The sequence below is a fragment of the Bartonella sp. B23 genome, from assembly GCF_053793815.1.
On the sequence record NZ_CP200033.1, the window covers coordinates 1,357,674 to 1,369,502 of the forward strand.

Annotated in this window: 10 protein-coding genes, 1 tRNA gene and 2 pseudogenes; 12 read left to right on the forward strand and 1 reads right to left on the reverse strand. The window is 36.8% G+C overall.

Annotated elements, in window-relative coordinates; all coding sequences use genetic code 11:
• Positions 1 to 106 precede the first annotated feature (106 nt).
• From V4B17_RS05925 to V4B17_RS05940, 4 genes are all read left to right on the forward strand, one after another.
• Positions 107 to 769 carry a lysozyme gene (locus tag V4B17_RS05925; protein ID WP_455479239.1) on the forward strand — a complete coding sequence of 221 codons (663 nt, stop codon included), beginning with the start codon at positions 107 to 109 and terminating at the stop codon, positions 767 to 769.
• Positions 766 to 993 carry a hypothetical protein gene (locus tag V4B17_RS05930; RefSeq protein WP_455479240.1) on the forward strand — a complete coding sequence of 76 codons (228 nt, stop codon included), beginning with the start codon at positions 766 to 768 and terminating at the stop codon, positions 991 to 993. Before V4B17_RS05925 ends, V4B17_RS05930 begins: the two co-directional genes overlap by 4 nt.
• A gap of 217 nt (positions 994 to 1,210) precedes the next feature.
• Positions 1,211 to 1,450: a hypothetical protein gene (locus V4B17_RS05935; protein ID WP_455480196.1), complete on the forward strand. Its 240-nt coding sequence runs from the start codon at positions 1,211 to 1,213 to the stop codon at positions 1,448 to 1,450.
• Between the two features lie 222 nt (positions 1,451 to 1,672).
• The gene (locus tag V4B17_RS05940) at positions 1,673 to 2,659 is read left to right on the forward strand and encodes an outer membrane protein (RefSeq protein WP_455479241.1); all 987 of its coding nucleotides are present in this window, start codon (positions 1,673 to 1,675) and stop codon (positions 2,657 to 2,659) included.
• Positions 2,660 to 4,439: 1,780 nt separating this feature from the next.
• On the opposite strand, the gene V4B17_RS05945 is transcribed toward V4B17_RS05940, so the two are convergent.
• A tRNA-Leu gene (locus tag V4B17_RS05945) sits at positions 4,440 to 4,524 on the reverse strand.
• 196 nt (positions 4,525 to 4,720) lie between these two features.
• Between V4B17_RS05945 and V4B17_RS05950 the strand changes: the two genes are divergently transcribed.
• The 8 genes and pseudogenes from V4B17_RS05950 to dut (V4B17_RS05985) form a co-directional block, all read left to right on the forward strand.
• A complete protein-coding gene (locus V4B17_RS05950; protein ID WP_455479242.1) occupies positions 4,721 to 5,329 on the forward strand; it encodes a YqaA family protein in 609 nt (202 codons plus the stop codon).
• 12 nt (positions 5,330 to 5,341) lie between these two features.
• Positions 5,342 to 5,920 (forward strand): disulfide bond formation protein B, encoded by a 579-nt coding sequence (locus V4B17_RS05955; protein WP_455479243.1) that lies wholly within the window; start codon positions 5,342 to 5,344, stop codon positions 5,918 to 5,920.
• Positions 5,921 to 6,430: 510 nt separating this feature from the next.
• On the forward strand, positions 6,431 to 6,955 hold the full coding sequence (locus V4B17_RS05960; protein ID WP_455480197.1) for a type II toxin-antitoxin system PemK/MazF family toxin: 525 nt from the start codon (positions 6,431 to 6,433) through the stop codon (positions 6,953 to 6,955).
• A 1,207-nt stretch (positions 6,956 to 8,162) separates the two neighbouring features.
• Entirely contained in the window at positions 8,163 to 8,519 is a 357-nt protein-coding gene (locus tag V4B17_RS05965; RefSeq protein ID WP_455479244.1) for a hypothetical protein, read from the forward strand.
• Positions 8,520 to 9,477: 958 nt separating this feature from the next.
• Complete coding sequence (locus V4B17_RS05970; RefSeq protein ID WP_455479245.1) at positions 9,478 to 10,317, forward strand: VIT1/CCC1 transporter family protein; 840 nt, start codon at positions 9,478 to 9,480, stop codon at positions 10,315 to 10,317.
• 146 nt (positions 10,318 to 10,463) lie between these two features.
• Positions 10,464 to 11,024 (forward strand): dUTP diphosphatase, encoded by a 561-nt coding sequence (dut, locus tag V4B17_RS05975; protein ID WP_455479246.1) that lies wholly within the window; start codon positions 10,464 to 10,466, stop codon positions 11,022 to 11,024.
• Between the two features lie 56 nt (positions 11,025 to 11,080).
• A pseudogene (gene dut, locus V4B17_RS05980) lies at positions 11,081 to 11,415 on the forward strand (dUTP diphosphatase); the annotation flags it as partial.
• Between the two features lie 56 nt (positions 11,416 to 11,471).
• Positions 11,472 to 11,800: pseudogene (gene dut / locus V4B17_RS05985) on the forward strand (dUTP diphosphatase); the annotation flags it as partial.
• Positions 11,801 to 11,829 lie beyond the last annotated feature (29 nt).

Consider the following 11,829-nt stretch of genomic DNA (forward strand, 5'->3'; position numbering starts at 1 on the left):
GAGTTTCATGAAAGTTTCTCTTCTGTTCACTGAAGGACAGGGAGAAGTTCGTTTTTAAGATGTCAATCAACCTCACTTGATGTGAGGTTTTTTTATGGAGGAGTTTATGCGAAAAATATCAAAAGAAGGACTTGCAATGATTAAGCAATGGGAAGGATTGCGTTTGCATGCCTATCAAGATGCCACTGGTGTGTGGACAATTGGTTATGGACATACGAGCGCTGCTGGAAAACCCTTTGTTCATAAAGGCACAACAGTCACTGAAGAACAAGCCGAAAATATTCTTTGTCAAGATTTAAAACAATTTGAGAATGCTGTTGAACAAGCAGTTCAAGTTTCCCTAACAGATAAACAATTCGCGGCATTAGTATCGTTTTGCTATAATGTAGGAATCACAGCCTTTTGTAATTCAACACTTTTAAAAAAGCTTAATAAAGGTGAATATGAATCTGTCCCTGCAGAGCTACAAAAATGGAACAAAGCAGGCGGTAAGCGTCTTCAAGGTCTCGTACATCGGCGTGCAGCAGAAGCAGGCTTGTGGGCTACAGGTGCTTATGTTTCCTCCAATTATCAAACAGTAGAGAGCAAACAATCCGTAGGGACTTTTAAAGCCGAAGCACTTGCTCCGATTATTGGTTCGTTTTCTGGTCTTAGTGGTTTTTTAGCAGGAAATGGTCCCATTCAATGGGCATTTGCCACCATTATGGTTTTAGCCGCATGTGTTGGTATTTTCTTCGTTGCGAAACGCTTTCAGGAGCATCGTCTATGATCTGGTGGATGAAAAAAAATCTGATGCTAATAGGAGCGGCTTTAGCCGCTCTTTTTATGATTTTAGCACAAACCTTCACTCTTGGCAAAAAGAATGAACAGCAAAAGCAAACAGAGAATTGCTTAAAGGCAGCAACAACACGGCTTGAGGTAGAAAATGAAATTAATCAAAAAAGCGATACTGATGTGCGTACTGAGCTCTCTGAGTGGTTGCGTAACCAATAAAACGGCTTGAGGTAGAAAATGAAATTAATCAAAAAAGTGGTACTGATATGCATACTGAGCTCTCTGAGTGGTTGCGTAACCAATAAATATACTTCCTCTTGTGTTGGTTGGTTGCCCATTTATTTAAACCAGCAAGATTTGAGTGTCATCAGTCCGAACTTAGCAAGCGAAATCTTAAAACATAACCAGCAGGGTAAACGCCTATGTAGGTGGAAACCTGGACAAAAGAAAAACTAAAAAACACACTGAGCTTACAGAGGTAGAAAAAGCAATACTTCAAGAAATAATCAATGCCTACCAAAGTGTAAAAATGATGTCCTGCTTGATGAAGTGGATAGTATTTTTTATCTTTTTGTTGATCGTTGATTTTGCACGCCTCATGGACACGATAGACAATATCTTTTCCTATTTAAAACAGTGGTTCTTACAAATTAGATATTTATTCATTGTATGTTAAAGGTCATTCCTTAATACAGGAAAGCTATTAAGTAAAATATCGATAACTTCTTAAAAATTATAACGCATTGATTGTGTTCACCAGCACCGCAAATAGACTTGATAAAGTCTCTGATTTTTTCAAAAGTAAAATTCATATAGTGTTTTATTTTATATAGCTATAGCTTTTTTAACTAAGTTATGCATAATGGCTTGCCTATTTGAAAATAAATCAGGTGTTCATATGAATACAAAACGTTTAATTGCGATTTCTATTTCTATCTTAGTTACTGTTTTCCCAATACAAGCGTCTGCCAGTAGTGCTTATCCAGTACGAACAGCTGCCCGTGGTGCTTATCCAGTGCAAGCATCTATTAGCGATGTTTATCCGGTACGAGCAGCTACTAATGATGTTTATCCGGTACGAACGTCTGCTAATAGTGTTTATCCGGCACCAAACTTAGATTATTCAAAGATTGTTGTTGCTCAACCTTTTTCTTGGACAGGAATTTATCTTGGAGGGCAGATTGGCAATTTTTCAAGTACAAGTGCCTTAAATTACCCTAAAGATACTATTAGTGGGCAATGGGTTTGGATTGATACAGATTTATCACCGAAACTTCTAGGATATAGAGCAGGTCTTTACGGAGGATCTAATATTGATATAGGAAGTGACTTTATTCTCGGTTTTGATACAGATGTAATCTTCTCTGGTAAAAAAGACACGAAAATAGGCAACGAAAAAAAAATTCGAAATGCTGACGAACTAGGTTTTATTAATACAATATTTCAGCAAGCCAACATTTCGATCACAAAACCTGATTCTCCTGATGAAAAGATACTCAATATTGGTCATAGCATTGTAAGCAGTGTCACTTTAAAAGAAAAGTGGTCAGGTGCTATGCGCATACGTCTCGGCTTTACGTCTGATTATGTTATGCCGTATATTTCGGGTGGCCTTGCCTATGCTCAGATGCAATATATCGCATCACTTTTGGCAAAATCACCGGAAGATTCTCTTGTGTTAACTTCTGGCAATGTGTTTGATAAGACAAAAATAATGGTTGGCTATACATTTGGTTGCGGCATTGATTTTGCAATGATCAAGAACATTATTTTGCGTGCAGAATATCGTTATTCAGATTTTGGTAAAAGGATATTTGAAAAAGATAAACTTGAAATTGACCACAAGACGAATGATTTTCGCATTGGTTTTGCCTACAAATTTTAATTCTCTGCAAGACTTAATTGCCAAAATCTATCTTTGATAGGACTTTTGTTTTTTCTCACAGTGTAAATATCGCTCCCCCAAGGCGTAAAAGAGAACAAGAAATAGGATTTGTACAATTGCATGAGAAAGAAAGTTAATTTTTGCGTTATGGCCATTTAGCAATTTTTATCAAAATGTCCTTATATAAATGGACATAACTGAAATAAAAGATCGTACCGTTATTTTAAAAAAATCACTGTCATGGAAATTTTTGTAACTAAATTTTCTTTATTTTATTATTATTTCTACAAAAATGGGTATTAATGTTATTTTCTCTAAATCATAATCTCACTTAAGAACACAATAAAATCCTTACAAAAAGCGACAAGTTGTTTAATTTCGACATTTTCCCTTCTCCTTGCTCAAAAAGGCACGAATTTCTTCCACCAAATGGGGGGAATAAAATTACCATCTCCAGAAACACAATATGTTAATTTATAATAATAAATCACCATTTTACAAATTGAAGGAGAATCTGACATATTGTAGAATTCCTCATTTTATGCTTGTTGATGATGAATCAAACCAAACCATTCTCTTGCTCTCACAAACAGAGTGAATATTTTGATAAACCGTTTAAGGAAGAAGTAAAAAATACCTCTCATAAACCATCTCAAGATAAGAAAAATCGCAACATTGCAAAGAGGCACAGATTGTGATGATACAAGCTTGAACCTCGCATAAATAGGGATGGCAGTATCTAATAGATGTTACGTTGCACCATCCACTGATCACCCACTGATCACCGTCAAAAGATAAACTTCGCAAACATTAAAAGAGATTTTTTTAAAACAAGTACGTCAGGCGGTAACAGAGTATCGTTCTGTTTTGCATAGAGGCGTTGCCTCCGTTCAAGAAGGCTCCTATTGATCATTTATTTCATCACATCACAGGGGCACAACTTTCATCACATCACAAAGGCACCACTTTCATCACATCACAAAGGCACAACTTTCACCACATCACAAAGGCACAACTTTCATCACATCACAAAGGCACAACTTTCATCACATCACAAAGGCACCACTTTCATCACATCACAAAGGCACCACTTTCATCACATCACAAAGGCACCACTTTCATCACATCACAAAGGCACCACTTTCATCACATCACAAAGGCACAACTTTCACCACATCACAAAGGCACAACTTTCATCACATCACAAAGGCACAACTTTCATCACATCACAAAGGCACAACTTTCACCACATCACAAAGGCACCACTTTCATCACATCACAAAGGCACAACTTTCACCACATCACAAAGGCACCACTTTCATCACATCACAAAGGCACAACTTTCATCACATCACAAAGGCACAACTTTCATCACATCACAAAGGCACAACTTTCACCACATCACAAAGGCACAACTTTCATCACATCACAGAGTTACCACGCAAAAATTGCCCCGAATATTATCCTCCTTTCAACTTTACATTTTATCACACAGTACACACAGATATTTTATCACACAGTACACACAGATTATGTGGGTTATACGGCTCTATGATGCTCCAACATCAACCCCATAAGCATATTTTTCTCCTGCATCAGATTGATATTTCAACGATTATTGTTTTTCTTATATATTTGGCTCATTTACAAGAAAACCGCCATCAGATAGAGATGATATTGTATTTTAATATCTCTCGATGCAGCTTACAGGATTGTTTTGAAGGACAACATTACAGCCCACCAAACAAACCGCTAAAAATAAAGGGAAAAACTCATGAAATGGTGCGGGTGGTCGGACTCGAACCGACACTCCTTTCGGAACCAGATTTTGAGTCTGGCGCGTCTACCAGTTCCACCACACCCGCACGCTGTCACAAAGGACAAACTTGCCCATCGTCTCTCTGCACTATATGAAGAAGGACAGATTCGTCAACACCCGATTTTTTGTTTTTTGAGAATCCATATTATTTCCATCTCTTTTGCCTTGTGAAAAATCTGTTCTATAGGATTTATATGGAATAATTTGTAAAGTCTTTACTTCTTAGACTTATGAAAGTTTTCATGATATTAAACAGACTAAAGCTTTGGACGATTTCTCTAGCAAAGCGGCGTACAGCGCCCCATTGGCTTGGTTTTATTGCCTTTGTTGAGAGCTCTATTTTTCCAATTCCGGTAGATGTTTTATATATCCCGATGACACTTGTTTATCCTAAAAGGGCTTATCGCTATGCCTTTATTGCGACTATATGCTCTGTTTTGGGAGGAATAGCCGGTTGGTTTATTGGATATTTTGCCTATGACACACTCGCCAAACCGATTTTAGAGTTTTATGGTAAAATTGAAAGTTTTGAAACATTAAAAAACAGCACAACACTGCAATTTCTTATCGTTTTATTGATCACTTCAGGTTTTTTACACCTTCCCCCTATCAAGATTGTCACGATTTTGGCAGGTGTTATGGGTGTGCATCTTGAAATTTTCATTGTCACCTGTATTTTTGCTAGGGGAGCACGTTTTTACCTGCTTGCATGGCTCATTAAACGATTTGGACAACAAGTAGTGAATTTTCTTTCCCATCATTTTAAATGGATTATCCTAATTTGTTGTGTTACCCTTCTTTTCATTTATGGCGTTTTCATAACTTTTGTGAACAAGCATCTTTTGTTTTAAGGAATATGCTCAATGGGGTGCATTTTGTCTTCTCAAAATATTTTTAAGAAGCATTTTTATTGTAAACCAAGCAGTAATGAGCTGATTTTATGGGCTTTTTTTCTAGTATTTTGCTTATCAAGCACAATAGGGTTAGCGCTCGGTTTTGAACATATCGGGGGATATCTTCCTTGTGATTTATGTCTAATCGAACGTTTTCCATATTACGGTGCTCTACCATTTTTGCTTTTAGCTATTCTGGGAGCGTGGTTTTTTCGCATGTTTTTTGGAGTGCAGCTTTTATTTTTGTGCGTTTTTGTCCTAATGGCCATCAGCTTTGTTTTGGCAGTATATCATGCAGGTGTTGAATATGGTTTTTGGCCAGCCCCCTCCAGCTGTGGTTTAAACGCAATAAGAAAAACAACAGATGTTAACCAGCTATTCGATCTATTAAATAACATCCATCCTCCTTCTTGTTCTGAGGCGTCCACGCGCTTTCTCTTTCTCTCATTTGCTGGTTGGAATATCGTTGCCAGCCTGTTTTACATGCTTATCAGTTTTTATGTTGCCTCCAAAGGATTCCTTTCAAGCAATAAAAAACTCTATCCATAAAATAGAAACGAGACTGCATACACCCATTCTCTCTAACCGCCTCCCACAAGCACCAACATCAGCATCACCCCACCGACATCAGCATCACCCCACCGACATCAGCATCACTCCACCAACATCAGCATCACCCCACCAACATCAGCATCACCCCACCAACATCAGCATCACTCCACCAACATCAGCATCACTCCACCAACATCAGCATCACTCCACCAACATCAGCATCACCCCACCAACATCAGCATCACTCCACCAACATCAGCATCACCCCACCAACATCAGCATCACTCCACCAACATCAGCATCACCCCACCGACATCAGCATCACCCCACCGACATCAGCATCACCCCACCAACACTAGCCCTGTACTCAAAAGACAAAAATAAGCAGATACATTCATTTTATGGTTTCACCTCTCTGTACTTATAAGAAACATTTTGATAAAAACTTGTGATAGAAAAGCCGTAAAAACAATAAGTGAGGGGATCAATAAATATAAATGGTCTGCCATGGCTGAAAATGAGAGCACAGCACATTCTACCCTATCACCTATTTCCTTAGATATAACAAAACTTGAAGAACCATGTGTTATGATGGAACATGATCATGATGCATGGCGCGAACATATAAAAGAAGGAGATTTAAATGCCCCTTACAAAAAACCACCTCATATAAAGCCACGAATCAAATCGGCACCACGCATCAGGCAAATTTTTTGGTGCGATTTTCCTCATGATTCAATACTACCTGAATTTTGGAAAAAACGGCCTGTTTTGGTACTTTCCAAGAATGCAAAATTATATGGAAATGTAACCGTTTTACCTTTTTCAACCAAATCACAACCCAACAATCCCGCTGCATATCCACTACAATCTCCCATAGAGAATAAAAAGGCATGGATTATCTGCAATTATGTCACAACAGTTTCTGTAAGCCGTTTAAGTTGCTCGCGTACAGTTCCAAGATTATCCAGCGAAGATTTTCATAAAGTTGTAGCTCTAATGCTCAAACATTTACCGCATTTACAGCATTGACTTTTGAAAAAAATAAGTGTATATATGTTGTTACATACGGCATCAGTAATGGTGGCCGCTTCTCCGCAAGGGGAGATAGGAACGAAGGAGTAGGTAACTGCTCCTTTCGTCGTTTTTGGTGTTTTTATTGAGAATTTTTTCAGTCATTTTTGCAACCTTCCCTAGAGCATATTCGACATTCATTCTTCACCGTTGTTGTTTTAAAGAATCTGCGATTTGTGATAAGCACAAGACAATATCCATATTATTGATACGGTAAAATTTTTCCTTGAGATTACCGAGATGTTGTAAGTGCTTATCATTTTATTGCACAAAAAATCATGCTACCGTTGCTTAAACTTTATGTGATTTTCCGCAATAGGAATATCTTTCCAAGATTGAAAAAACATTTTTATAACTTGTCATAACAAATAATTTCTTGTTGTTCGCCCTATTGAAATATTTCATCGCTCAATTTACCAAAAGATATTTGTCCTCACAATTTGTTCATTTACTTCCCTCAATGTAGATGAAGAGGATGAAAGTGCCAGATTTTTGAAAAGAAAAATATAATAAAAAAAACATTTAACGATTCAGATGCTTTAAGGCTATACAGAATACTCCATCTATTTTTGAATGCATCAATTTCTGTAAAGATAACCAGCAGTGCCGATGTAACCTTAATAATATTAGTTTATGATAACAGATTTGTAACTATAACTGATAACCGATTAGTAATCATAGCTCTGAACACATAACTTACATCACCATACCCTAAAATAGTATTTTACGTTATAACATAAAACGATTACTTCATACCGCGATATATCTCAAAAATTGTATTAATGTTGCAAATTATTTTATAGAAATGCTATGAATCTTGAAAAGATATAAATACGATGTATAATTTACATTATAATAAAACTACATTTTATTTATTTAAAATTCTCTATTAATAATATAGAATTACATTTATGAATTATCTTATACACATTTATGAATTATCTTATACAATAAATATAATAAATAATAATATAATTTAAATTTATTTCTACATTAACAAAAATATTGTATATAATTTAAGTTAAAAATCCAAATTAAAAAGTTGACAAAATACATAAATTATGTAAGTTATATATCATCAGATATTCTAGTGCTTTTTTTATTTTGTTTATAAGTTGCAATGAAAAAACTTTTTGATTAAATCTTTTACATTGGGATTATTATAATGAAAATATTTCAAAAAATTGCGTTATATATCGTTACCATAGCATTTTTCTTTTCACATGTTTTGGAATCTAGTGCTTATTCTTTGAATAATCATTCTCATGGCTATGGTTTTACTTCCATGATATCAGAAGAAGATGAGGTTGTGAGGGCTATTAATACAGTTATGGATCATATTTCAACACAAAATATTGAGCAAGGCGTTATAAAGGTAGGAATTTTTGCCGCACTTGGACCAGCACTTTGGGGTCTTGCTGCATATCTTGTATATCTTTTTTCTAGAAAGCATAATCCCTCTCGTAAGCCGAATGAAAGATCATTCGATGCTTTCGCGTACAGTGCGTGGGCTCTTGTATAAATAGCATTCCATCTAATGCCGTTTGGGCAGTAAACTTGTTTAATATTCAATAACACGAACTGTAATTTATACTACAGTTTGTGTTATTGAATATTTGATTAATACCATTAATTTTTGTCTACTCTACATAATGAATAAAGTTTCATAGCTATATTCATACAAATTCAATGCAATAAATTGCACAATGTTTGAGTGCATTTTGAATTATAATAGAATAAAAATTTATAGCTTTTTTTCCGATGCAGCATACCCGCTTTGGAATGGCCTCATAAGTTGCAAGAATTAACAATACATCTTCTAGAATTTTTCACTTTTAGCTACTCTATTTTATAATGCAGACACACAACGTCACACAGCGGTGTTTCACAACAAAGGAGATAATTTATCAGCGATTTATCATATAACTTAGCTCTTTTATTTTACGGTTGCTATTATGATTTCCACACAGTATCGATTATAAAAAATCTCTTACTATTATTCAGCCAATATTATTGCTGTTCTCCTGTCTTGCTCAAAAATTTCCTTTGTTATCGACCATACTTCCATCCAATGGATACAAATATACTATTTTTAAAAATCAGAGAAAGTTTATATCTATGCCAATACAAGCCGTATAGGTTTTTATAATAATGATAATTTTTTGAATTTTTCCCTCATCAACACTGTTTTAGAGCAAAAGATCTCTTCCGCCATAATCCCTCAACACGCTTTCCTAGCATATGAATCAAATATGGATTTCGAATACAAACAACATCACTTTTACGTCACCACAATTTTATTATTTCCCATTTTACGCCACCGCAATTTTATCACCTCCCACAGGTAATTTTTCTTAATCTTTACGCACCAATGTTTTTCCTTTCTCAACACTGTTTTTTACCAATTTTTAAATTTTAGATTGACTTTCGTTTTTTTTATCATATATTTTAGAATTATTCTAATGTGCAAGGAAAAGAAAATGTTGAGATCGTTTTTTTCATTTGTACAACGCAAAGCTCTGTTCTTTCGTTCGGCACAAAAAATAATGATTCAAGCGCTCAGAGCAAAAGAACAACGTGCAGCTCTTTATTTAAAATACGCAAAAGCTCTAAAACCTTACTCCTCTGAACAAGCAGCGATTTTTACAGCAATGAGCATGCACGAGCTTGAAAATTATAAGAAGCTTCTTTGCCTTTCCTGTAGCAACCGTGCAAGATCTGTAGAGTTTTTATGTAATCACCCTGCTCTTGTAATAAACAAAAACGTTAAAACAGCAACACCTAAAGCAACAGAAGCAGCAACACCTAAAGCAACAGTTGCTACAGACAAAGACACGAAGAATCCTTCACAAAAATACCAACAAATGCTCTTGACATGGATTCAACCTGGGCTTGCGGGCTTAATGGATGGCTCTGTCTCTACTCTTGCTCCTATTTTCGCTGCAGCTTTTGCAACGAGTGATACGCATCAAACCTTTTTAATAGGGCTTTCAGCTTCAATTGGCGCGGGTCTTTCGATGGGTTTTACAGAGGCAGCCCATGATGATGGCAAGTTATCCGGTCGCGGTTCTCCTCTTAAAAGAGGTCTTGCTAGCGGTATTATGACAACGCTTGGAGGGTTAGGTCACGCGCTTCCTTATTTGATCAACTCTTTTTACATTGCAACAGTTATTGCATTCATCGTTGTTTTTTTTGAACTATGTGCCATAGTCTGGATTCAAAATAGATTTATGTCGACGCCTTTTTGGCGTGCATCGTTACAGGTTATTATTGGTGGGGCACTTGTTTTTGCTACGGGCATCTTCATTGGCAGTATTTAAGGCAAATAGCATAAAAAATAAGCGTGTACTTCACAAAACAAACAGCGAAAACCGTCGCTCTGTCTGTAGATTTTTTGCTGCTTGTTTCAAACGGAATCTTTTGTTAGAGTTGTGTTTGTTTTTTTTATTTTGGAGATGCTTTGACCATGCCTTCCACGCACCTGAACAGCCAGAAGAACTCCTCTTCGTTGAATGCATTTCCTCTTGTCCCTCCACAAAAAATAACCTTATCAATCCAGCGTCTTGAGCACGGACAAGGCTTAGAACTTCCTCATTATGCCACAGCGGGCTCTGCTGGGCTTGATCTACGAGCAGCACTTGGTGAAAAAGAAACTGTTGTTCTTGCGCCAGGTCAGCGCGCACTCATTCCAACTGGTCTCATTTTTCACCTTCAATCTGGTTTTGAAGCACAAATACGACCACGCTCTGGTTTATCTTTAAAGCACGGCATCACATGTTTGAACACGCCTGGAACAATTGACAGCGATTACCGTGGCGAAGTAAAAGTTCTCCTCATCAATTTAGGGCAGGAAGATTTTTCCATCCAGCGTGGCATGCGCATTGCACAAATGATCATCGCGCCCGTTATTCAGGTAAATGTTTGTGCTATAGAACAGAATCAAAATGAAAATACCAAAAGCAATGCAGAAAGCCGAGATGCCACAAGTAGAGGAACAGGTGGTTTTGGTTCAACCGGGCAAATTTAAAAAACATTCAGTAAAAAAATACTTCTCCATTACAGGAGCACATATCCGTTCTAATGGGTCTCATTTTTCACCTTCAATCTGGTTTTGAAGCACAAATACGACCACGCTCTGGTTTATCTTTAAAGCACGGCATCACATGTTTGAACACGCCTGGAACAATTGACAGCGATAAGCCGATAGCGAAGTAAAAGTTCTCCTCATCAATTTAGGGCAGGAAGATTTTTCCATCCAGCGTGGCATGCGCATTGCACAAATGATCATCGCGCCCGTTATTCAGGTAAATGTTTGTGCTATAGAACAGAATCAAAATGAAAATACCAAAAGCAATGCAGAAAGCCGAGATGCCACAAGTAGAGGAACAGGTGGTTTTGGTTCAACCGGGCAAATTTAAAAAACATTCAGTAAAAAAATACTTCTCCATTACAGGAGCACATATCCGTTCTAATGGGTCTCATTTTTCACCTTCAATCTGGTTTTGAAGCACAAATACGACCACGCTCTGGTTTATCTTTAAAGCACGGCATCACATGTTTGAACACGCCTGGAACAATTGACAGCGATAAGCCGATAGCGAAGTAAAAATTCTCCTCATCAATTTAGGGCAGGAAGATTTTTCCATCCAGCGTGGCATGCGCATTGCACAAATGATCATCGCGCCCGTTATTCAGGTAAATGTTTGTGCTATAGAACAGAATCAAAATGAAAATACCAAAAGCAATGCAAGAAGTTTATGGACACAAAGACCGAAATACAGGAAATTTAGCGCAATAAGATAGACTTAAGAAGCGAATTTCAAATCCTTGTA

What these genes read in the sequence shown, in the direction of transcription:
- V4B17_RS05950 (WP_455479242.1), top strand. Translation starts at nt 4,721, where the DNA reads ATGATATTAAACAGACTAAAGCTTTGGACGATTTCTCTAGCAAAGCGG.
- V4B17_RS05970 (WP_455479245.1), top strand. Translation starts at nt 9,478, where the DNA reads ATGTTGAGATCGTTTTTTTCATTTGTACAACGCAAAGCTCTGTTCTTT.
- V4B17_RS05930 (WP_455479240.1), top strand. Translation starts at nt 766, where the DNA reads ATGATCTGGTGGATGAAAAAAAATCTGATGCTAATAGGAGCGGCTTTA.
- dut (WP_455479246.1), top strand. Translation starts at nt 10,464, where the DNA reads ATGCCTTCCACGCACCTGAACAGCCAGAAGAACTCCTCTTCGTTGAAT.
- V4B17_RS05965 (WP_455479244.1), top strand. Translation starts at nt 8,163, where the DNA reads ATGAAAATATTTCAAAAAATTGCGTTATATATCGTTACCATAGCATTT.
- V4B17_RS05960 (WP_455480197.1), top strand. Translation starts at nt 6,431, where the DNA reads ATGGCTGAAAATGAGAGCACAGCACATTCTACCCTATCACCTATTTCC.
- V4B17_RS05940 (WP_455479241.1), top strand. Translation starts at nt 1,673, where the DNA reads ATGAATACAAAACGTTTAATTGCGATTTCTATTTCTATCTTAGTTACT.
- V4B17_RS05925 (WP_455479239.1), top strand. Translation starts at nt 107, where the DNA reads ATGCGAAAAATATCAAAAGAAGGACTTGCAATGATTAAGCAATGGGAA.
- V4B17_RS05955 (WP_455479243.1), top strand. Translation starts at nt 5,342, where the DNA reads ATGGGGTGCATTTTGTCTTCTCAAAATATTTTTAAGAAGCATTTTTAT.